The organism is Curtobacterium sp. VKM Ac-1395 (assembly GCF_015350975.1).
Taxonomy (GTDB): domain Bacteria; phylum Actinomycetota; class Actinomycetes; order Actinomycetales; family Microbacteriaceae; genus Curtobacterium.
The window spans coordinates 19197-40265 of sequence record NZ_JADKRX010000012.1; the positions used below are offsets into that span (position 1 = coordinate 19197).

Below are 21069 nucleotides of genomic sequence, written 5' to 3' on the forward strand. Positions count from 1 at the left end.
GCTATCCCGGTCCGGCGAGGGTGTCGGTGATCTCAGTTCGGGAGAGCCCTGACGTCTGGGTAGAGCGCAGGCGGCGGTGGAGCGTAAGGCAGCGGTGCGCCGGGTTCGGTGGTGTCCGAGGTCTTCCCGAACGGTCCATCGGCGCTCAGGAGGACGCCCATGTGGTGATCCGCGTGGTCACGCCACCAGACGCTCATGCCGGTCGCCGGATCGTTGCGTAGGTGCTCCCACGCGCGCCATAGCGCCTCGAGGCGGGAGACGGCCTCGGGGTGCAACCACCAGCGGGCATCCCACCGGAATTGACTCATAGGGCTGATCTCACGGCGGTACTGAGTGACCAGGAAGTCCCGCACGAACTCGTCGACGGAGCCGAAATAGGTCTCCGGCTCCGCGACCTCGTCGTCCTCGACCTCGTCCGCTTCCCACATGTCTGTGTCGGTCATCGCTCGGTCTCCGTCTCGATCGGCTGCACCGTCGAGCCGTTCAGCCAGGGGTTGTCGGCCGGCGCGACAGCCGTGGCCACGGTGGCCGTCGTCGACGCCGTCCGCTGCACCCGCTCGCCCGACTTGTACGACGCGATCGATTCGGTGATCTTCTCCGCGTCGGCGCTCTCGAACCAGGGGGCCGTCTTGATCATGGACGAGCGGAGTCCCGATGCGAGAAGGATCGCGCGGCCGCGGGGCAGCTCGGCAAGCTCAGACGTGTCGAGAATTCGGCGGCGGCTGTTCTGCACGTTCGTGGAACGCACTCCGCGGTTCATCGAGTACGACACCGTCTCGTGGTCGTAGTCACCGAGCAGCTCCGAGAGCTCACGGAGCCATTCGGTCTCTTTCACACCGCCGAGGTACACGACCTCGTTCGCGGCCGAGAAGAGCTTCCGCATGCCGGCGAGGGTGAACACGTCGACGCCCTGTGACCAGGACTGGAAGATCGACATGATCGGAATCCCGCGGGAGCCGTAATGCGAGTAGAGGTCCGGGAGATCCTTCCACCGACACACGTTCGCCGCCTCATCGAGGATGCAGAGCAACGGGGTCGCCATGCGGCCGCCGGGCTGCGTCTTGGCGAAACGTTCCCCAGCCTCGACGACCGCGACGGTCAGCGCGGTCACGAGCGGCGCCGCGGTGCCCTCACCCTCCTTAGAGAGCGAGTACAGGGTGTCGGTGCCGCGCACGAACTCGTCCGGGCTGAACTGCTTGCGGCGATCGCCAGCAACCGATCCGCCGAGCGGGGTGACCCACTTGCCGATGCTGCTGTTCTTCAAGCACGCGGCCATCTTCCGGGCGGTGCCGTAGACACCGTCGCGCTGCTTCGGAGACGTGCGCGAAGCACTCTCGACGTCGTTCGCGATCAGCGGGTAGTCGTTGTTGCGGAGGATGGCGACCATCTCGCGATTGTCGGGGTTGGTCAGCCAGGCGAACACGTCCGTAATCGGACGGTTGTCAAGAGCGGCGGCGAGGAGCATGCCGGCGAGGAGATCCTTACCGGCCGGGTCGAAGAACGCATCGCCCTTGTCGCCCACTTCACGAGATCCCGCGGCGAAGTGCCCGGCGAGCCGGGCAGCCGTGGTGTCGTCGGTGACGTACGAGAGCGGGTTCCACCACCAAGAAGGTTCCTCGTTCACGAGCTGCTGCGGGTCGAAGACCCACGTCGTGCCGACCTTGTCACGCATGCTCCGGGTCGTCTCGACGGTGTCGGGCTTGTTCGACGTCGTCAGGAGCGCACCGGGGGCGGCCAGGATCGCTGGAACGACCAACGACGTCGTCTTACCCACTCGAGGGCCGGCAATGCCGATCGTGACGTCCTCCCACGAGGCGTAGAGCATCCGGCCTGTGCGCATGTCTTTGCCGAGCGGAACGCCCGGGCAGTCCGGCAGGCCGAGCCGGGCGGCCTTCTCGAGAGAGCGCTTCTCTTGCAGCTCGACGAGATCCTTCGTCGACGCCAAGTACTTCGCAGCCGAGTCCGCACGGGTGCGGTTCTTCGTCGACGGGCGGAGTACTCGAATCGAGACCACGACGAGGGCGATCAGGATCACCACGACGATGATCGAGAGGACCGTCGCCAGCGACGTCCACTCGATCGTGCCCTTCTTGATGCCGGTGGCGATCTTGAACGGATCACGCGGCAGGTTCGGGTTGGTGTCGCTGAGCTTGGACGCCATCACGAGGCCCACCCATGCCGAGACGACGGCGCCGGCGAGGATGCCGAACATGGTCGTGTAGAGCTTGACGTTCGGGTCCGAACGTCCCGGCTCCGTGCGCCGGTTCGTCTGCTGATTGCTCATGCTGCCCCCTCCTCGAGTGCCGGGTCGTCGCTGACGACCCCAATGTCCTGGGCCAGGCCGACCGTCTCGTCCGGCTCTGGGAACGACTCGGTTGCGTGCCATGCCTTGTTCGTGTCGTTGATGAACCGTTCCTCTTCGGTCAGCTCTACGTGCACAGGGATGCCGGGGTGCCCACCGACCTTGATGAGGAACTTCCCCCGTCCGGGCGGCTGCTGCTCCGGCGACCAGCCGGGCGGGTTCTGCCACGACATGACGAGGTTCTGTTCCGACCGGGACAGCGCCACGGCCTGAGTCAGCATCGACATTTCCGCGCGGGGTAGTCCGCCGGCCACGATCATCCCAGCGCGCTCGACGAACCCGCGGGCTTTCATCCGGTCCTGCTCATCGGGGAGGGCCATCAGGTCGGACATGGTGTGCGTGATCATCGCCAGGCCCACGCCCCGCTGACGGTTCAGACGGGTCAGCGAGTCGATACGGTCGACGATGCCCTTCCCGACGCGGAGGGCCCGCCACAGCTCGTCCATGACGATCAGGTAGTGCCGACGCGGCTGCAGTTTCGCGTCGGCGAGAGCGGTCGCGACGTTCACCGTGCCGAAGCCCTGAGACCAGCACGCCAGGAGCACGGCCGCCTGCAGGTCGGTGTCGGACTCGTCGATGCTCGACACGTCGTAGACCACCGGCTTGTCGCGCTTCATGTCGACGTCTGTCTGCTGAGAGAAAATCTCGCCGAGACGCCCGCCGCGGCTCAGGCTGATCAGCGACGCCTCCAGGCCCCGCGTGATCTCCTGGTATCGCTCCATGCTGCCCCGGTCTACCGCGACGTCGCGGAGTGCCGGGTGCGCGGACTGGATGACCTCGAGGAGGTCGGAGAGGACCGGGATTCCCTGGAACTCGTCATCAAGCACGCGGAGGCCCGCGTCGATGATCGACTCTTCGACGTCGTTCGGTGGCTGCTTGCGGAGGATCGTCAGGAGGGAGGACACCATCGTGTTCCGGCGCCCGTGGGCATCGGCGATGAGCTGCTGACGCTGCTCCTCGAAACCGGCGACACGCAGCTGCTCGGCTGCTTCGATCGCCCCGCCCGGGTCAAGAATGTTGAGGTGCCCGCGGCCTCTTCCGAGGGTGATGACTTGGCCGTCGAGAGCGCGAACCATGTCGACGTAGTCCGGCTTGAGATCTCCGAGTACGAGCGGCAGGTAGCCCATGCCGTCGCCGCCGACGCACATGCGGCGAATCAGCGTCGACTTCCCCAGGCCCGGTAGGCCGAGGGCGAAGATCGAGGGGTTCGAGATGATCCCGGACTGGAACCACGAGATTGGGTCACCGCACACCGTGGAGCCGGTGTCGAGGTGCAGCCCCAGCGGAACACCGCTGATCGGGCTCCCCGCGCCGACGGCGTACGGCCAGAGGCCGCACACCTGCACCGTCGTGCCGCGCCATTCGGGAGCGGGCTGGACGACGACCGTCTCACCGCGGCCGCGACCGATCCAGCCGCGCGCCCCCGGGCGCTTGAACGACTGCCCTGCCGCTTTGAGGGCCTGCCGCTCCTTCTTGGTGAGCTTCTTCTTCGTGTCAGCTTTCGCCATCGCTGCGACCGGGGTCAGGGCCTTCGCGCGCTTCTTCTGGACCCGACGGGTCCCCTTCTCAATCGCTGGCATGTGCAGCTCCCTCGTCGTATGCGGACTCGTCGCTCATCAGAGCTGGTCGCGAATGTCGTGCGGGATGGCGAGGTGCCGGGAGAGCACCACACCGAGGGGCAGGCCCGCGGCGAACGCGGAATCCTGCGACCCGTACACCGGGCGCAGCCGGACTCGGGCCTGAGCGGAGAGGCTGTCGATCGCGGCGCGTGCGTCCTCGATCGTTGCCGGGTCCTCGACGGTCGCGGTGACGACCATGCCGAAGTTCACCAAGCCGGCGCCGGTCGACTCTTCCGCCTGGTTCGCGAACGCCGCCACGGCGTCCTTCCGCGACCGGCCCGTGGGACGCTTCGAAGATCCGAGGATGAACTCCGCATCGCGCTTGTCCGACTCGACGATCGCCGCAGCCCGCTGCGAATCAATCGGGCGGTAGAGCATCGTGACGCGCTTGCGCGCAATGTCACGGTGAGGAGCCAAGAGACGAGACAGGATCGACTCGCCGACGTTGCCGCGCGGGGCCTGAGACATCATCCACGACACCGACAAGGCCGAGTCGTGGCGGTAGGAGTCCCACGACGCCTGGTGGGCTGTGGGGCCGACCTCCGGCCAGTACAGCTCCGGCGGCTGACCGGCGGCGTTCGCCTGGTCGATAAGGATCGCCGCGGCGGGGTCGTACGCGATACGGACGACCTCGCACAGCTCCTGTGCCGTCAGCGGGCGGGCGGAGCCTGCACCGGTCGACGAGAGGCCCTGAGTGAGGCCAGGGAGCCGGTAAGCGAGCTCCCGGCCCATCTCCTCGGCCGTGCGCTTGTTGCCGCCCGTGCGGGTTTGCCCGTTGAAGGTGACCGCGACGTACGCCTTGATCGTCGCCGCGCCCGCCGGGTACGTCGCGACGATCTTCCGCAGAACCTTCTTGGAGAACTCTGCCCCCCGCTCGTCGATCCGACCCAGTACTTCCGACTCAAGGCGAGTCCCGGTGTCGGGGGCAGTTTCGACCGTCACCGACGCGGCAACCAGACCGGGCTCGTCGGCCAGAGCCTCAAGCCAGGTGCCCCACTCGGAGACCCAGATATCGACCTGCTCCTGGTCAACGAGTGCCGACCCGTCAGGCTCGGTGCCGATAACGATGGTGAAGTCGTTCTTGGACGGCAGCTCGATCATCGCGAACGGGCGACTGTACGAGTCCTGCCACTCCGTCAAGCGAGATCCCGCAGCTAGGCCGGGGAGCTGCGCTGTGCCCCACTCCGCGAAGCCGAGAGGCCCGGAACGGTACAGGTGAGATCCGCGGTTCTTGGCGAACAACCACCCCATGCGATTCATCATGCGGATCATCCCTGACTCTCCGTGCTTGTCCTTGATTGCGATCGTCCCCAGCATGACGGCGAAGACCGCCGCCGTGAGAACGCCGGCCAGCAGGCCCTTGGTGGTGGCCACGATGACGACCATGACCGCCCCGCCGAACCCGAACATCGTCGGGAACATGCCCAGGGCGCCCACACCGCGGGTGCGGGGCTTGCGCCAGTTGCCATAGGTGCGGGCCGACGCGCGGCCGTCCAAGTTGGTCATGATCTACCCCTTACTGGGACCCCGAAGGGCCCTCTCCCGCTGAATCGTCGACCGCGGACTTGACACCGTCGGCGACCTTCTTGGCCCCCTCGGCCACCTTCTGTGCACCGACCACGGCGATACCGGCCGGACCGGCCGCCGCTGCGGCCCCGGAAGCTCCGGCGGCTGCACCACCGGCCGCTGCACCGCCACCGGCGGCACCAGCGCTCGCACCAGCTCCGCTCGCGGATGCACCAGTCGGCGCGCCCTTGGCGGCCGTGCTGGCACCGGCGCCGCTGGGCGAAGCCTTCGACGCGGCGTCACCCCGACCACCGGACGCGTTGGAGGCTCCGGTGGGCTTTCCGCCCTCGCCGCCACCTCCGCCACCACCTTCGTTTGTCGAACGGCTCGTGGACGATTTGAGTTTCTCGATCGCACCTGTCGCCGCCTGACCGCCGACCGCGCCCAGAGCGCCGACCATGGCCCCACCAGCGGCACCGCCACCGGCAGCCGAGACCATCGGTGCGATGAAGCGCATGAGAGCTGGGAGGGCGATCAGGGCGATGATCATCAGCGCCATGCCGGTCATGATCGACCACAGACCGCCGTCGTCCTTCGCGAACAGGTCCGTGCCGACCAGCTTGAACGCCGCGGCGTAGATAAGCGCGGCGGCGGGCTTGTAGACGATGAACGCGATGAGCCACCCGAGCGACTTGCGGAACCACTGATTACCGGTCGGGGTGTTCGTGAAGCTCGCCGTCAGCGGGAGGACTCCCGCGAGGAGGACGAGCATCGCCGAGCGGACCACCATGAGAGCGACCTGCACGAACGTCATCAGGATCGCGATCAGCGCCAGGATCAAGATCCCGATCGTGCCGATCGGCGACGTCGACGTGAGCGCGATCATTCCCGCGACGTTCGTGCCGAAGCACGACGACGTCCCGGTGTCAGACGCGACGCTGCAATCCGTCGCGTTGTTCAACACCCAGATCGAGAATGCGTCGCCCGCGGCGACCGCGAGCTGGATGACCGTCAGCCCCATCGTCGACACCATGATCAGCGTGAGGACCGAGCGCAGGAGCTCCCGAATCGGCTCGGAGCGCTGCGTCCACGCGATGCGTATTCCGGCGATGATCACCGAGCCAACCGCCAACGTGAGGACGATGTACCAGGTCGATCCCTGTAGGAATCCGACCGTCGTCGACGACCCGCCCGGTGCGGTCGTAGGAATCAGCCAGGCGACGAGGGACGACGCCCCGGTGATCAGGAACACACCCCCGAAGACAAGCCCGAGCCGCCCCATGCTGTCGAGCCCGGTCTCCTCGGAGCGGGCCCGCATGAACATGATCGCGAACCCGATGATCGACAGCACGGCGATCACCAGCCCGATCCACGCGATGTAACCGAGGATCGTGTCGAAGTTCGCCGTCACCTTGTCAGGCTGCGTGTACGTCGTGGTGTCCGCGTCGCCCTTCGTGAGCTGCGGTGCAGGCACCGTCACCCACAGGGTCCCGAGGGAGCCGACAATCTTGCCGAACGTCTCGAGCGCATTGTTCATGAGCTGCTGGACGGTGTCGTTTGCGGCCTTGCTAACTACGTCGCTGGCCGCCTGGCCAGCGCACTGAATGGGGTGCAGGAGCGGCATCCCAATTTTCGAGCAGTCAATGTCTGAAGCCATGTCACACCCCGCTGAAAGGTACGTAGCCACCGAGGCTCGACAGAGCCGATGGCGCGATGGGAGGGCCCTGTTCCGTGAAGACGACCTTCCAGTCGCCGTCCTCCCACTTGAGGACGACGGGATAGCTGATCAACTGATCATCCGACCCGGTCCCGGAGATCGTCACGGCAAGGTCGATGGTGGCTGACGACCCCTCGTAGGAGTCGACTTTGAACCCAGACACTTGGCCGCGAGTCGAGGCGTCGACGTTGTCCGTCGGGGGCGTGGACCGAAGCAGGTCTTTCGCCTTGCCATTCGCCAACAGTTCCCAGATGCGGGACGTGTTGCGGCTGTCAGTCGTGGTCGCCAGGTAATTCGCCGAAGCGAACAGAGCGCCCGTCGGGGTGTGCGCAAAGCACGTGTTGAATAGCCCGCCGTCTTCGTTCTTGCCCGGTCCTGCTGCTGCCGACTGGGGCGCGGCAGTGCTGCCGATGATCTTCCACTCTGCGGTGGGTGCGGAGGAAAGAGTGCCTGAGGTTTCGTAGCCCTTGAGCCCGCAGATCGACGCTGCACCGGCAGGCAGGGACGATGCGGTTGAAGTAGCTGAGGCCGTCGGGCTTGCGGTGGTCTTCCTGCCGTCGAATGCCCCCGTGACAGCGGCAATGCCGCCGCCCACGAGGACGACGGCAATGAAGATCGCGACAACGATCCACAGTGGGCGGCGGTAGAACGGCTGCTCTGCGTTGCTCATGTAGGTGCTTTCTGTTGAGGCGATCCCCGGCGGCCGGGGTTAGGAGACGAGGAAGCTGACAGCGGACGCGGCGCCGAGACCGAGGAACAGACCGAAGCCGATCTTGATGAGGCGCTGCTGGATCTCGCCGCCCTCGTGGCGGTTCTGCTGGAACAGTGCCGCACCAGTCGCGATCAGCGCGAGGACGGCGAGGGGCAGGAGGATCCACTTCGCGATCCCGATGATCCTCCCGAACTTCTCGGTCCAGCCGGCGGGTGCCTTCGCGTCGCCGTCAGGGACCACTACGGCGAGGAGGTGCTGCACGTGGTCAGCGTGAGCGGCGGCGGTGTTCAGCACATCGAGTGCCAGGAGAGTGGTGGACATGATCGATTCCCTTTCGAGCGGTGGTCAGTTGGATGAAGCGGTGAGGTTCAGGTCGGACAAAAGCGAGCGGTACTCGCGGGGCATGTCGGCCGCGGATGCGGCTCCCATCCGCCACGCTTCAACCCACGGCAGGGTCCACGCCCGCGGGTAGCCACCCGCGACGTGCTGCTCGAGCTGGCGGAGCTCCTTGGGTCGGCGACCCGGAGCATCCGCGACGAGGACGAGGCCGGCGAGATCGACGACGTCGCCGGTGGTCCCCGCAGCCCACTCACGGGCGACGCGCTGCGCCGCCATGAGACCGGAGAAGTTCGTGCGGGCAAGAACGATGACGCGGTTGACCGTGCCTCGCTCCCCCGCGATCGGCCACGCGTGGCCGGCGGGCTGCGATCCGAGAACCAGGCTCGCGAGGGTGGATTCGCCGGCGCCGCCATGCGCGCCGACCCACCACATCGTGGCTCCGCCGTAGACCTGCCGCGTCGGCAGGCGGTCGGCGCTCTCGGGTACCGGTACAGCCGTCGGCTGCGGTGCCGACGGTCCACGAAGCGCCTCCCGGCGCGTCATGGGTGACGTCTCCGGGATGACTTCGGGCTCCTCGTCGGAGACCGGTCCCCCCGTCACCCATGGATTCGCGTTGTCGCTCATGCGACCCCCATCCGCCCCTTCGGGCTTCTCAATTCCTGTCCCCGCCGTGTCCTCCGAACGGAGGACCGCCGAAGCGACAAGTTACATCGGCCTGATAGCAATATAACCGACTTGGGCAACTTTGGTGCAACCGGATCAGATTTCCCCTACGATTGTGCACCATCAGCTACCAACGTGGGGGGAATGGATGAACTGGCCCGACTCGGACCTCGCTCCGTACGGAACGATGCTCACGGTCAAGGACGTCGCGGCGGTTCTCCGTCTCAGTCCAGATCGCGTGCGCGGCCTCCTCATGCACCCTCGGTCAGACGTACGTCTCCCCGGGGTGAAGATCGGCTCGTGGAGGGTCCCCCGCTCCGAGCTGCGCGATTACCTGATCGCACACCACACGACGCGAACCCTGACCGACCCGACACCGAAAGGCGACGATGACTGACTCACCCACCATCCCCGCATTCCCCCGCATCGAAGCAACCATCACCCCTACCACCGACGGCCGCGCCACCGGCGTGCTAACCGTCAATGGTGTCCCGATGGCCTACGAAGAAGCAACCGAAGCCGACATTCGGCAGAGCATCCTCACGAGCGTGCGCGGCACCGCCGAGCAGATGCACCGGGCCGTCCGTCTGACGACGCACGACCGCTACGGCACCCAGACCCTCTCCGTTCAGCCCAACGGTGTCACCGAGCCGCTGAGCGACCTTGACCCCGCCGACGCCATCGCGGCGATCGCGCCCGGCGTCGAACCTCCCGCCTCGCCGGTGGTCGCGGAACCGGTGGTCGTCACTCCGACTGCCCCTAGCCTCCCTCCCGAGCCGTTGAGCACTCCTCTCACGTCCCCGGCCGCCGAGATCTCCGACCAGCCAACAACCCGACGTGCTGCACGTCAGTCGTTCCTCACCCGCGAAGAGGTGGAGGAACCCGCCACGCAGGGCCTCCGCGGCACGCTCTCCCGCATCGGCATTCGCGTGTCCCCGTCCGAGTCAGAACGGCGCGAGCGCGAGTGGTCCCGCATGGTCAGCCAGCACTGGCCTGGCCCCCGGACGATCGCGATCGTCAACGGCAAGGGCGGCGTGGGCAAGACCATGACCACGATCAGCCTGTCGAGCGTGTTCGCCCGCTACGGCGGCGCCGGCGTGCTGGCCTGGGACAACAACCAGACCCGCGGCACCCTCGGCTGGTCCACCGAACAAGGCCCCCACGACGCGAGCATCCTCGACCTGCTGCCGCAGGTCGAACGTCTCCTCGGGACCGGCGCCCAGTCGGCGGACTTGGCGCACTACGTGCACCACCAGACCCGCGACCGCTACGACGTACTGCGCTCCAAGCCCGAGGTCCTGGCCACGGAGCAGCGATTCGACGCGACGACTGTCGACTCGATCCACGCCGTTGCGTCGAAGTTCTACCGGCTCGTGTTCATCGACTCCGGCAACGACGAGACCGACCCCATGTGGGTCCGCGCGCTCGAGCGGGCGAACCAGATCGTCGTGCCCACGATCGGTGAGGCCAAGGCGGCCGAGTCCGCAGCGCTCCTGCTCGAAGGCCTCGCCGAGCGAGGCGGTCACTTCTCCGACCTCGCCGACAAGGCCGTGGTCGTCGTGAGCAAGCACAAGCACGACCTCCCGGACGCGGATCTCACCAAGATCGCCGGAGGCTTCCAGAGCCTCGCCCGCCAGGTCGTCACGATCCCCTACGACCCCGCGCTCGGCGCGGACGTGCTCAACTACGGAGCCCTCCGCCCCGCCACGCAGCGCGCGTGGCTCGCCGCCGGTGCCGCCGTAGCGGGTGGGCTGTGAACCGCGCCGCTCTCGCCGCAGCGCCACTCGCCCTCGCGGCCGTCGTGGCCCTTGCCGGATGCTCCGGCACGAACGGCACCACAGGACCCGACACCCGCCCGGTGCCGTCGTCGACGAGTGAGAGCACTGAGCCGTCGACGTCGACGACGTCGGCTCCTGCCGTTCACGACGACGCCACGCCGCAGCCCGCTCCCGCAGCATCCGCGGGAGCGCAGGACTCGGCCGTGACCGCGGCCGAGAAGGTCGTCCGCACCTACGCTCAGCCGACGCTCTCCGCTGACGCGTGGGCGCAGCAGATGACGCCCCTCCTGTCCCAGTCGGGAGCTGTCGCCTACGACGGCCAAGACCCGACCACGATCCCCGCGCACAAAGTCACCGGGACGGCCACCGTGCTCCCGGGCGCGACCGACGTTGCGCTGAATGTGAAGGTCCCGACCGACGCCGGCGACTACACCGTGGCGCTGTCCCGCAGCGGCACCAGTGCCCCGTGGCTCGCCGACGAGATCCGTCCCGCGACCGGAGGGTGAGCCCCGCAGCATGAACAACGGTGGAAAAGGTCTCCTGCTCCTCATCGGAACGCCAGCAGCGCTCATCGCGCTCGTGGCGTTCCTCGTGGTGTTCTCCTTCGGCGGCGGCAGCGCCGCGGCCGCGTGCGGCACCATGCAGGGCGGCAGTGTCGACGTGGATGCTGCCGCGAAGCACGCCCCGATCGATGGGTTCTCCGGGGATCAGTTGAAGAACGCCGCCTACATCATGAACGCTGCAGAAGCCCTCGGTCTGACCCAGCAGGCGCAGGTCATCGGCATCATGACCGCCATCGGTGAGTCCACCCTGCAAGTCCTCGACCGTGGCGACGCTGCCGGTCCCGACAGCCGCGGCCTGTTCCAGCAGCGCGGGAACGGCGCGTGGGGGTCCTACGAAGACCGCATGAACCCCACGACCAGCGCGACCAACTTCTTCAAGGCCCTACAGAAGGTCGACGGGTGGGAAGACCTCGAACCGACGATCGCCATCCACCGTGTGCAGATCAATCAAGATCCGTTCCACTACCGCCAGTACCAGTCCGCCGCGCAGGACATCGTCACGCAGCTCTCCGGCGGCTCAGGCGGCTCCACCGCCGCCCCCGTCTCCTCGAGCTCGCCGACCCCAACGCCGTCGGCGTCCGCGACACCCGGTGCCCCCGCTCCCACCAACGGATGCTCCGCAGGCGGGACCGTCCTCCCCCTGACCGCGCCCTTCGACATGACCGACGACTTCGGTCCGCGCCAGGCTCCCACCGCCGGTGCCTCGTCCTGGCACCCCGCCGACGACCTCCAGACGCGCGTCTCCGGCTCCTCGTCGGGCAAGACCGGCTACTCGTGCGGATCGCCCGTCTACGCCGCTCAGGCCGGCACAGTGACCGTCGCGGCCGGCTACACCCTCTCGATCAAGAGCGCCGAGGGCTACACCATCAGCTACCTGCACATGTACCCGCCGGACATGATGGTCGCCGTCGGCGACGCGATCGCCAGCGGGCAGCAGATCGGCAAGGTCGGCTCCAACGGCCCCTCCACCGGTTGCCACCTCGACATTCGCATCGACGCCCAGGGCTCCACGAACTCCGACGTCAGCGACCTCCCCGAGTCCCAGAGCCTCGGCGGGCCGGTCACCGGCTACGTCGACCCGGAGAAGTTCTTCAACGTCTTCGGCGTGACCCTCTGCGGCGACGACTGCAAGCGGAACTACACCGAATGAGCGACAACGCGATCCCCCACTTCCCCGTCGTCGTCGGGAACGTCTACCCGGACGGCACCGCGCACATCAACTTCGCGGGACACGACGTGCCCCTGCACCCGGAGAACATCGACGACGCCCGGGCACAGATCACGTCCTACGCGGTGGCCGTCGCCCGCGACGTTCTCCATCGGCCCGTCCGCCTTACGACCTCCGACCCGGACGGCCAGTGGACCTTGGCCGCACACCCCGACGGTCGGATCACGGACCTCGCTCCCGCCGTCCGTCCGGCGAAGCGGCCCAGGCGACGTCCAGACGCCGCCTCCGCTCCCCGGAGTCGTCCCGGCACTCCTCAGCCGACGACACCCGTTGAGCCGTCCACGGCCGTCTCACGGGCTGTCAGGCCCGAATCCGCCGGGATGCCGGTCGTCTCCGCCACCGCACCGTCCTCGGCGCCGGTGGCACCCGCACCCCAAGCCGTCACCCGCGTCGCCGACGTGCCTACATGGGTTCCGAGCGACCTGCCCTCGGAAGCCGAGATGACGGTCTTCGTCGCCCGCCACCAGCCGGCGGCTGCACCGGCCCTCACCCTCGACTTCCCGAGCGTCACGATCCGCGTCACCGGCGACGCAATCGTGGGCCGTCGACCCGTGAACACGACCGGCGCACCGATCGAGCTGCACGAGGTTGTCGACGAGACTCGCAACCTCTCTCGGACGCACTTCGCGATCACCTGGCACGAGGACGTGCCAGCGATCATCGACCAGCACACCGGGAACGGGACCATCGTCCGCCGTGGCGAGCACGACTTCGAGGCGGCCCCCGGTGTCGCCATGGTGCTCGCCGACGGCGACCTCCTCAAGTTCGGCGAGGTCAGGTGCCGAGTCCGACTCAGCACGGCCGACGTACCCGAAGGGCGGCCCCCCAGATGAGCGCCACGAACGGCGAGGTTGGGTACAACTCGCACCAAGACGGGATAATGACGTCAGGGGGAGGTACTTCTACCTGCCCCGTGTTGGTGGAGACAACCCCCACCCGTCACAACGACGTGACGGCGACCATTGCCCAGCCCACGACCGGAGCAGCATCCTCTCGCATGGCAGACGACTACTGGGACGACCTACCGCCCACCCTCACGTCGAAAGACCTTCAACGCCTCCTGAACATCGGCCAGGCGACCGTCAGCCTGTGGCTGAACAAGGGCACCATCCCCGGTCACCAGATCGCGTACTCCTGGATCACGTTCAAGTCCGACGTACGGAACTGGCTCGAATCGACCTCCACCGTGCCGTTCCCCGAGCATGAGCCCTACCCGGACCCGCTCGACGACTACGGGGACCATCTGACCTACCAGGACCTCATGGTCCTATTCCGGAAAAGTCGCCCCGCGATCTTCGGATGGCTTCGCGACGGCACGATCCCCGCCATGCGACCAGGTCAGCGGTGGCTCATCGAGAAGAGCGCCATCCGGCGTCTCCTCGAGCAGACCAGTAACCAGCGACCCGACTTCGTCCCGCGCAAGCGCCGCGACGAGCTCGGCGCGGCCGAGCACGGCGACGCGGGGGTAGACGATGCGGTCTGACGACACGCCGCGCCGCTCCCAGAGCCAGCGTGCACAAACGCTAGCGTTCCTCTCATGACCGATCGGACTCGTCGGCGGCCCGGCGCCGCCAAGGGCAACCCTGTCGTGTACGGCCACGTCGTACCGCAGGCCAAGGGCGTCGTGAAGACGACTGCTGACGCACTCGGGATCTCGGAGGCTCAAGCCATCGAAGCGATCCTGCTCTCCCTCGAGCTGGATGCCGACGGCGTCCCGGTGACCATCGATCGCACGAAGTTCGATCGCGAGGAGCTGCCCATCCCCGCTGCCTAAACGCGAAACGGCCCCCCGCCGAAGCGGAGGGCCTAAGTCTCGCGGCCTCTCACCTGTCGAAAGTTTGCCGACCTGAGCCAGGTGTGAAGCCGATTACCCGAAGAAGCCCGGTAAAGCCGGGGCCGTTTTTCGTACCCACCAGGAGGACCAGGGGGTGCTCACATCGTAACCCATGAACCGGTACCGGTCACAGATTTTCGCGCCCGGAGTGTTACTGACGCCACGTCGTTGCCCGACGCAGCGTGGTCGTTGACGCGCGCGATCGCCAAGCGGCGCTACGTGAACCGGATGATCGCCGAGGCCGACGGATCGATCCGGTCCAACAGCTACCCGCTCAAGTACCCCACGCTCGGCCACCAGCCGCCGAGCACCCCGTGGACGATCGACCTCAGCGACGACGTCGACCACCTGTTCTGGTTCGCCGCATTCGACCTCGACGCCAAGCGCGCCGACGACCTCGACCAGGCGGCCGAGGATCTCGGCGTGCTCGTCCGCATCCTCCGCACCGCCGGCATCCCCCACGTCGTCTGCCGTTCCAGCCCCACCGGGGGCTTCCACGTCTGGCTCCCCCTCGCCGGCATCCCGAAGCCCGCCATGCAGCAGCTCGCCGCCGCAGCGCGCGCCGTGCTGCCCTCGCTTGACCACGGCCTCCTCTGCAACGACCGCACCGGCGCCGTCCGCCCTCCGGGCTCCCCGCACGCTCGAGGAGGCGCCTCCGAGGTCATGGCCGGAGGCGACGACGTCGACGTGCTCCGCACGCCCTCCGTCACCGCCGCCGACCTGCTCCGCGTCACCGAGGCGTTCCGGCATCTCCGACCCGCGATCGACCCGGCCGAGAGTCGCCCGTCCGGGCCCGTTGATCTCCGCCACCAGGGCCACCGCGCCCTGCCGGCGTGGGCTGCCGCCCACATGGCCACCGTCGCCGGCGGCACCGACCCCTCCCGAACCGGCTACCTGTGCCTGCTCGGCGCAGCCGTCGCCGGGTGGAGCTACGCCGACGTCGAGCATGCCGCCCGCACCGCCCCCGGCATGGAGCACTATCGCACCCGCAACAACCCGACCGGCGGACGCGCACCGCGTCGAGAGCGGGAGTCAGCGACCCGCCTCGAGCGTCAGTGGGCTAAGGCGCAGGATCGGGCGCTCACGTACCGCTACGCCCCTCAGGAGCGCGCACAGCGCGACCTGACGGAACTCCGCGGGATCGTGGCCACGACCGAAGCCATGCTGAATGCGTTCCGCGTCTCCCCCGGCCGCTGGACCCGCGCCGAAGCAGACCTCCACGACTCCACCGTCCTCACCGCCCTCGCCTGGCTGTCGCTGCACTCCGGCCAGCGCGACGTCGTCGCAGCGCTCCGCTCGATCGCCGACCTGACTGGAGTGCCGTCGACGACCGTCGACCGCTCCCTACAGCGCCTCCGCGCCGCCGGATGGATCACCCGCCAGCGCTCGGCCGACGGCCCCAACGCGGCCGTCTGGCGGGTGTCGAACCAGTTCTCCACAGCCGACGAACAAGACGGGCCACATCAAGAAGTGACCGCCCGCCCCCCGGCCGAACTCTTCGACGTCCGGGCCTCCCTCGTCGCCGAGCTCGACGACCGAATCGACGCTGGCCGCCACGACGTGTTCACCCGCGCAGGCCTCGGACCTACAGCCCGACGCGCCTACGAATCCCTCACCACCGACGAGCAGAACCCCGAGACAATCGCGACCCGCGCCGGCCTCCCGCTCGGCCGAGCACGCGCAGCGATCGCACGACTCCGCAGACACTCCCTCGCGATCGCCACCCCGATCGGATGGCGCCGACGCCTGCACGACCTCCGCCGCCACGCAGCTCGCCTCCTCGGCGTCGACGGGACTCTCGCCCGTCGGTCACAGCAGTACGCCCACGAGCGTGAACAGTGGGCCTGGTGGAACGCCGACGTCACGTACCGTGCGGGGCGCACTCCGAAGCAACGAACTCGACGCGGACCCGGCCAACCCGTGATGTTCCGCACCACCGATGACCGAGGCGACGACACCATGTGGCCGGCCTACCCCCGCACCGGCGCCGGGTGGGGAGACCACGACACCGCATGGCGGTTCGTTCGACGCGGACTCGTCCAGGAACTCCGCGACGTCGAGCTCGTCGCCTAGGAGTCATTACTCCCGAGGCCCGTTCTGCGCTATCCATGACCTATGGGAAAAGCGAGCCGCCAGAAGTCCTCTCAGAGCGCCAACGGCATCAGTCCCGCCGTCGCGAAACGCATTGCAGCCGCGGAACGACGCGCAGCGCCGCCCGCCCCCGGCTCTAAGACGCAGGCCGAACGAGTGCACGATTACGAGCTTCCACCGGCAGCGCGACTTGAAGCTCTGCTGGATCCAGGCAGCGATGTTGCCGGCTCCGAGGGCAGGACGGAAATCGGGAAGGTCCATCAGCTCCTCACCCAGCGAGGCTGGGAACTGAGTGCCGTCGATTTCGACGTCATAGCGTGGGATGCGCCGATCGACGAGCAGGCGCGACGACTCATCCACTCCGACGAGGAATACGGAGAGCCCATCGCCAGCGTCATCACAGACGTCCTATTCGAGGTACCCGTCTTCACTCTCGGCCTGCCCCACAGAGGGCCAGGAGACACACCTCCCCTGAGTTTCATGACAGCCGCCGCCTTCGCCCCGCTGCTCGACGAGGTCGAGGCGTTCCACATCGACGACGATGCCACCGGCATCGTCCAGGCCGCCTCGGGTGCCGTTGACCTACGCGCTATTGACCGCGGCCCGCTGGTTTCGACCACACCCGCCGAGTACATCGACTACGGCGACTCGGACGAGGCATAGAAGCCCCCGCTGTCGGAGGGTCGACCTAACGTCGACCACATGCAGTGGTTTGTGCGACACCGGCCCAAGGGCGAGACGCTGACCGCGGCCGACGTCGTCACCGTCGACACCGCCACTCCGGCCGACGCGATCGACACCGTCCGCTCCACGCTCCCCGAGGACCACGTCATCACCTCCGTCTCCCGCTACTGAGCGGCCCCTCGAGGGGACGCACTCGCTCGCTTGCACACTGATATCACTCTGCAAGCATGCAAAGTGATATCACCCGAGCGGTTGACCGTCGAGCTCGAGCACCCGTGCCGGGTGTGACGGAGCGCTCACGCGCCCTGTAGCCCGCAAGCGGGCGCTGTTTTGTGCATTCCTGCATCCGATCCTGCCAACGCTCCCCCCTCCCGGCCAACACCGGCGCTGCACGCCGCCCCTCCCCCGGAGACTTCTCGGACGCGGTCGCTGCGCTCCCTCACATCGCCCGAGAACTCACCGCTCCGGGCCGGTCCCCGGCTCATGGCCTCCGGGCTCCACGCCGGCCGTTCACTCCTCGCAGGAAGGCACAAAAAAACGTTCAGCAGTGAAGGAGAGAGCACATGACGAACACCCTGACCATCACCCACACCCACGAGGCCGGAACGCTCATCGAGGGCACCAGCAAGGGCGACGGCACCGCCGACGTCCTCAAGCGCGTCGGATGGCGCTGGGGGCGCAGCATCGCCGCCTGGTACGTCCCCAACAGCCGCGACCACCTCCCCCACCACTTCAAGATCAACCGCACCGTGACAGCGCTCCGAGCCGCCGGGTTCGAGGTCGACACAGAGCTGAGCATGGAACACCGGCCCACTGCCGAGGTCGAAGCAGGGAAGATCGCCCGCCAGGCCGACCGCGTCGACGCGCTCGACGCCAAGGCCGACCGGAAGAGCACCGCCGACGACGCCGCATGGAACCGTGTGGAGTCCGCGATGGCCCGCCTGCCCGAGGGCGGCGAACCGATCCACGTCGGCCACCACAGCGAGGGCCGACACCGGAACGCGATCGCCAAGGCCGATACCGCCATGCGCCGATCCGTCGAGGCCTCCCGCGACGCCGAGCACGCCCGCGGCCGAGCCGAGGCCGCGAGCTACACCACGGACCGCCGCTACCGGCCCGTGACCGTCGCCAACCGCATCGACACACTGGGCGCGGAGATCCGCAAGATGGAGCGCCAGATCGTCGGGCCCGTGTTCGACCACACGACCGGCATCCGGGAGGCCACCCCGGACGAGCACGCCCGCCGCCTGGCACGCCTCACGCCCTACATCGAGGAGAAGCGCGACCAGGTCGCCTACTGGGAAGGCGTGCGCGCCGCTCAGGTCGACACGGGCAAGGCCACCGGTTACAGCCGAGACACCGTGAAGAAGGGCGACCGGGTCAAGGTCCGCGGTCACTGGTACTCGGTGGTCCGCGTCAACGCCAAGACCGTCAGCGTCCAGACCGAATACTCCTGGACCGACACCGTCCCCTACGCCGAGCTGCAAGACCTCAACCGGCCCGAGTAGCCGCACCGGCCCCGACCCCACCGGGTCGGGGCCACCGGCGCTCCGGCGCCGGCGAGGGGAAGACCCCTCGCGCTCCCCCCGACAGGAGTCCTATCGGCCCTTCCCGAGGGTCGGCAACCCGCCACGCACCGGACGTGCGCCGTCAACGGCGTAGATCCTTCGGTCCAGGCCCGGATCGCTGTCGCGACCCCGAGGCTTCCGCCGCTCCGCGAGAACGAAGTCGAACGCCGCGGCCAGCTCGTCATCCTGAGCCGCGGCCGCGCGACCTCGTCGCTCGGCAGGCCGAGGGCCGCCAGCAGCAGGGACAGCGGGGGGTGGCGCGCAGCGCTCCCCCGCGGCCGTCTGGTGAATCGACATGAGGCCGTTCGCCCGCACCGCGTGCGACTCGTGACACCGGGGGCACTCCTGAAACTGCAAGGCCATGCGCTCCCCCTCACCGTCGTCACGCGAGCGTAACTCACCCCTCCGTCACGGACACCCTGCAAGCGGAGTGATAGCACTTCGCTATCAGAACACTACGGAACTGCAAGCGTCCTCCGACGGAGCTCCGGACGAGGGACCCGCCACAGGCGGGCTCTTCCGTCTGATCGGAGCCGCCTCTGGCGGCCAGTGTCTTCGATCGTTTTGTTTGACCTTTCCGGCCCGCGATCGTAGCTCCCTCCGGTCCGCCGCCAGGGCTTTCGCGGCATATCCTCCTCCGCTGCGCTCCGTCCGGTATTCCACGGTCCCTGGCTCTGTCCCTCCCGGTCGCTATCGATTGCTCTTGCCGGAAGGCAAACAAAAACGGTTGATCTAGAAGGAGAGAGCAATGACAACCACCACGAACACCCAGCCCACCACCGAGGACACGTTCGAGATGTTGGACCCGAACGTCGTCATCGTCGAGAGCAACGTCCGCACCGAGGACAAGACCTACCTGACCAAGGAGTTCGTCGACAGCATCCGCACAGAGGGCGTCCTGACGCCCGTTCTCTGCCGTCGAGCCGACGACGGAACCGTGTACGTCCGAGCAGGACAGCGCCGCACCCTCGCCGCCCGCGAGGCCGGAGTACTCCTGCCCGCGCGCATCGTCACCGCCGACGAGAACACCGCCGACCGCATCGTGCAGCAGATCATCGAGAACGACCAGCGCGAAGCACTCAGCAACGCCGACCGCGCCGCCGCGTGGCAGCAGTTGAGCCTCGACGGGATGACCCCGACGAAGATCGCCAAGCGCACCGGACGCAAGGCCAACGAGGTCAAGGCCGGGTTGCAGGTCGTCGAGAGCGCGAAAGCCATCGAGACGGTCACCAAGCACGACGTGACCCTCGACCAGGCCGCGATCCTGATCGAGTTCGAGGACGACGACGACGCCCACTCTCGCCTGATCCAGTGCGCCGAAGACGCCCCGGCGCAGTTCGCCCACGAGGTACAGCGCGTCCGCGACAACCGGGCGCGAGCCGCCCGAGCCGCCGCCGTCCGAGAAGAACTCGCCGCCGCAGGCTGGACGATCCTCGACCGTTCCTACGGCTGGGGCGAGGACGGCTACAACCAGATGATCAGCATCGGGGGCGTCGTTGACGCCGACGGGCAGAAGGTCACCCCCGACGCCGTCAGCGACGTCGAGGGCCGTGAGGCGGTCGTGACCGCCGGATACGGCGGCGACCCGCAGGTGAGCTACCTGATCCCGAAGAAGGTCGCCAAGGAGCGGAAGTACCGCGACCAGTACGCCGCCGCTACCGCCAGCGGCCCCATGACCGACGAGCAGAAGGCCGAACGCCGCGCGCTTATCGAGAACCGGAAGCAATGGGTCAGCGCCGAGGCAGTCCGCCGCGAATGGCTCGCCGCGTTCCTGTCGGCCAAGACCCTCCCGAAGGACGCCATCACGTTCGCCGCCGAAGGACTTACCGGGAACCGGTACAGCATCGGGTCATCGATGCAGAAGGGCAACGCGATCGCCGCCGACATTCTCGGAGTCGAGGGCGTGAAGCGGGCCGACTACTACGCGCCGAACCCGTTCGATGGCTGGGCCGAGAAGCACCCGACCAAGGCCCTGCACGCCGTGGTCGCCGTCGTCATCGGCGGGTACGAGGAAGCCACCAACAAGGACACCTGGCGCAACCCCGACCGCAGCGCCGCGGCGTACTTCGCCCGGCTCGCCGCCTGGGGGTATGTGCTGTCCGAGGTCGAGCAGATCGTCTTGGATGCCGCGGCCGAGAAGGAAGCCAAGCGCGCACAGGCGAAGGCCGACGCCGAGGCGAACCCGGTCCCCGCCGACAGCGAGGACGGCGACGACTTCGACGGCGGCGAGTCCGATGGTGCAGACGACTACGACGACGGGACCGACGACACCGACGCCGCGTAGCCTTAACACCGCGGGCGGTTACCCCCCTGATCGTCCGCGGCGGCACCGGTCTGCTGGTGCCCGGTCCCGCGTCGGTGCCCCCCACCGACGCGGGGCCTCTCCCCCGGCTCCCACCGGCGGG

General features: G+C 67.9%; 20 protein-coding genes. 12 read left to right on the forward strand and 8 right to left on the reverse strand.

Annotation, left to right across the window (positions count from 1 at the left end; all coding sequences use genetic code 11):
- Positions 1–32: 32 nt before the first annotated feature.
- Genes ITJ68_RS18530 through ITJ68_RS18565 form a run of 8 tightly spaced genes read right to left on the reverse strand, consistent with a single transcriptional unit; the run spans position 33 to position 8879 of the window.
- Positions 33–443 carry a DUF4913 domain-containing protein gene (locus tag ITJ68_RS18530; protein WP_228506113.1) on the reverse strand — a complete coding sequence of 137 codons (411 nt, stop codon included), beginning with the start codon at positions 441–443 and terminating at the stop codon, positions 33–35.
- Positions 440–2284, reverse strand: a complete 1845-nt coding sequence (locus ITJ68_RS18535; RefSeq protein WP_194663588.1) for a type IV secretory system conjugative DNA transfer family protein — start codon at positions 2282–2284, stop codon at positions 440–442. Before ITJ68_RS18535 ends, ITJ68_RS18530 begins: the two co-directional genes overlap by 4 nt.
- Positions 2281–3942, reverse strand: a complete 1662-nt coding sequence (locus tag ITJ68_RS18540) for an ATP/GTP-binding protein (protein ID WP_228506115.1) — start codon at positions 3940–3942, stop codon at positions 2281–2283. Before ITJ68_RS18540 ends, ITJ68_RS18535 begins: the two co-directional genes overlap by 4 nt.
- A 36-nt stretch (positions 3943–3978) precedes the next feature.
- A complete protein-coding gene (locus ITJ68_RS18545; RefSeq protein WP_194663589.1) occupies positions 3979–5487 on the reverse strand; it encodes an SCO6880 family protein in 1509 nt (502 codons plus the stop codon).
- 10 nt (positions 5488–5497) lie between these two features.
- Positions 5498–7144: a type IV secretion system protein gene (locus ITJ68_RS18550; RefSeq protein ID WP_228506117.1), complete on the reverse strand. Its 1647-nt coding sequence runs from the start codon at positions 7142–7144 to the stop codon at positions 5498–5500.
- 1 nt (position 7145) lies between these two features.
- Entirely contained in the window at positions 7146–7874 is a 729-nt protein-coding gene (locus tag ITJ68_RS18555; RefSeq protein WP_194663590.1) for a hypothetical protein, read from the reverse strand.
- Positions 7875–7913: 39 nt separating this feature from the next.
- Positions 7914–8237, reverse strand: a complete 324-nt coding sequence (locus ITJ68_RS18560) for a hypothetical protein (protein WP_194663591.1) — start codon at positions 8235–8237, stop codon at positions 7914–7916.
- A 24-nt stretch (positions 8238–8261) separates the two neighbouring features.
- Positions 8262–8879, reverse strand: coding sequence for a DUF6668 family protein (locus ITJ68_RS18565; protein ID WP_194663592.1), 618 nt, complete (start codon positions 8877–8879; stop codon positions 8262–8264).
- 226 nt (positions 8880–9105) lie between these two features.
- On the opposite strand from ITJ68_RS18565, the gene ITJ68_RS19740 reads away from it, so the two are divergent.
- The 12 genes from ITJ68_RS19740 (at position 9106) to ITJ68_RS18625 (ending at position 20948) form a co-directional block, all read left to right on the forward strand.
- Positions 9106–9315: a helix-turn-helix domain-containing protein gene (locus ITJ68_RS19740; RefSeq protein ID WP_416354663.1), complete on the forward strand. Its 210-nt coding sequence runs from the start codon at positions 9106–9108 to the stop codon at positions 9313–9315.
- On the forward strand, positions 9308–10675 hold the full coding sequence (locus tag ITJ68_RS18575; RefSeq protein WP_194663594.1) for a MinD/ParA family ATP-binding protein: 1368 nt from the start codon (positions 9308–9310) through the stop codon (positions 10673–10675). The genes ITJ68_RS19740 and ITJ68_RS18575 overlap by 8 nt, the downstream gene beginning before the upstream one ends.
- Positions 10672–11202: a hypothetical protein gene (locus ITJ68_RS18580; protein ID WP_194663595.1), complete on the forward strand. Its 531-nt coding sequence runs from the start codon at positions 10672–10674 to the stop codon at positions 11200–11202. Before ITJ68_RS18575 ends, ITJ68_RS18580 begins: the two co-directional genes overlap by 4 nt.
- Positions 11203–11212: 10 nt before the next feature.
- Positions 11213–12409 carry a M23 family metallopeptidase gene (locus tag ITJ68_RS18585; protein WP_194663596.1) on the forward strand — a complete coding sequence of 399 codons (1197 nt, stop codon included), beginning with the start codon at positions 11213–11215 and terminating at the stop codon, positions 12407–12409.
- Positions 12406–13320, forward strand: a complete 915-nt coding sequence (locus tag ITJ68_RS18590; RefSeq protein ID WP_194663598.1) for an FHA domain-containing protein — start codon at positions 12406–12408, stop codon at positions 13318–13320. Before ITJ68_RS18585 ends, ITJ68_RS18590 begins: the two co-directional genes overlap by 4 nt.
- Positions 13321–13484: 164 nt before the next feature.
- A complete protein-coding gene (locus ITJ68_RS18595; RefSeq protein ID WP_194663600.1) occupies positions 13485–13970 on the forward strand; it encodes a helix-turn-helix domain-containing protein in 486 nt (161 codons plus the stop codon).
- Between the two features lie 54 nt (positions 13971–14024).
- Complete coding sequence (locus tag ITJ68_RS18600) at positions 14025–14261, forward strand: hypothetical protein (protein WP_194663602.1); 237 nt, start codon at positions 14025–14027, stop codon at positions 14259–14261.
- Between the two features lie 228 nt (positions 14262–14489).
- Positions 14490–16394: a hypothetical protein gene (locus ITJ68_RS18605; protein WP_194663604.1), complete on the forward strand. Its 1905-nt coding sequence runs from the start codon at positions 14490–14492 to the stop codon at positions 16392–16394.
- A 174-nt stretch (positions 16395–16568) separates the two neighbouring features.
- Positions 16569–17075, forward strand: coding sequence for a hypothetical protein (locus ITJ68_RS18610; RefSeq protein ID WP_194663606.1), 507 nt, complete (start codon positions 16569–16571; stop codon positions 17073–17075).
- Positions 17076–17114: 39 nt separating this feature from the next.
- Positions 17115–17267: a hypothetical protein gene (locus tag ITJ68_RS18615; RefSeq protein ID WP_194663608.1), complete on the forward strand. Its 153-nt coding sequence runs from the start codon at positions 17115–17117 to the stop codon at positions 17265–17267.
- 392 nt (positions 17268–17659) lie between these two features.
- On the forward strand, positions 17660–18604 hold the full coding sequence (locus ITJ68_RS18620; RefSeq protein WP_194663610.1) for a DUF3560 domain-containing protein: 945 nt from the start codon (positions 17660–17662) through the stop codon (positions 18602–18604).
- Between the two features lie 808 nt (positions 18605–19412).
- Positions 19413–20948: a ParB/RepB/Spo0J family partition protein gene (locus ITJ68_RS18625; RefSeq protein ID WP_194663612.1), complete on the forward strand. Its 1536-nt coding sequence runs from the start codon at positions 19413–19415 to the stop codon at positions 20946–20948.
- The last annotated feature ends 121 nt before the right edge of the window (positions 20949–21069 follow it).

What these genes read in the sequence shown, in the direction of transcription:
- ITJ68_RS18555 (WP_194663590.1), bottom strand. Translation starts at nt 7,874, where the DNA reads ATGAGCAACGCAGAGCAGCCGTTCTACCGCCGCCCACTGTGGATCGTT.
- ITJ68_RS18560 (WP_194663591.1), bottom strand. Translation starts at nt 8,237, where the DNA reads ATGTCCACCACTCTCCTGGCACTCGATGTGCTGAACACCGCCGCCGCT.
- ITJ68_RS18615 (WP_194663608.1), top strand. Translation starts at nt 17,115, where the DNA reads ATGCAGTGGTTTGTGCGACACCGGCCCAAGGGCGAGACGCTGACCGCG.
- ITJ68_RS18545 (WP_194663589.1), bottom strand. Translation starts at nt 5,487, where the DNA reads ATGACCAACTTGGACGGCCGCGCGTCGGCCCGCACCTATGGCAACTGG.
- ITJ68_RS18540 (WP_228506115.1), bottom strand. Translation starts at nt 3,942, where the DNA reads ATGCCAGCGATTGAGAAGGGGACCCGTCGGGTCCAGAAGAAGCGCGCG.
- ITJ68_RS18620 (WP_194663610.1), top strand. Translation starts at nt 17,660, where the DNA reads ATGACGAACACCCTGACCATCACCCACACCCACGAGGCCGGAACGCTC.
- ITJ68_RS18595 (WP_194663600.1), top strand. Translation starts at nt 13,485, where the DNA reads ATGGCAGACGACTACTGGGACGACCTACCGCCCACCCTCACGTCGAAA.
- ITJ68_RS19740 (WP_416354663.1), top strand. Translation starts at nt 9,106, where the DNA reads ATGCTCACGGTCAAGGACGTCGCGGCGGTTCTCCGTCTCAGTCCAGAT.
- ITJ68_RS18575 (WP_194663594.1), top strand. Translation starts at nt 9,308, where the DNA reads ATGACTGACTCACCCACCATCCCCGCATTCCCCCGCATCGAAGCAACC.
- ITJ68_RS18600 (WP_194663602.1), top strand. Translation starts at nt 14,025, where the DNA reads ATGACCGATCGGACTCGTCGGCGGCCCGGCGCCGCCAAGGGCAACCCT.
- ITJ68_RS18590 (WP_194663598.1), top strand. Translation starts at nt 12,406, where the DNA reads ATGAGCGACAACGCGATCCCCCACTTCCCCGTCGTCGTCGGGAACGTC.
- ITJ68_RS18535 (WP_194663588.1), bottom strand. Translation starts at nt 2,284, where the DNA reads ATGAGCAATCAGCAGACGAACCGGCGCACGGAGCCGGGACGTTCGGAC.
- ITJ68_RS18550 (WP_228506117.1), bottom strand. Translation starts at nt 7,144, where the DNA reads ATGGCTTCAGACATTGACTGCTCGAAAATTGGGATGCCGCTCCTGCAC.
- ITJ68_RS18625 (WP_194663612.1), top strand. Translation starts at nt 19,413, where the DNA reads ATGACAACCACCACGAACACCCAGCCCACCACCGAGGACACGTTCGAG.
- ITJ68_RS18585 (WP_194663596.1), top strand. Translation starts at nt 11,213, where the DNA reads ATGAACAACGGTGGAAAAGGTCTCCTGCTCCTCATCGGAACGCCAGCA.
- ITJ68_RS18565 (WP_194663592.1), bottom strand. Translation starts at nt 8,879, where the DNA reads ATGAGCGACAACGCGAATCCATGGGTGACGGGGGGACCGGTCTCCGAC.
- ITJ68_RS18530 (WP_228506113.1), bottom strand. Translation starts at nt 443, where the DNA reads ATGACCGACACAGACATGTGGGAAGCGGACGAGGTCGAGGACGACGAG.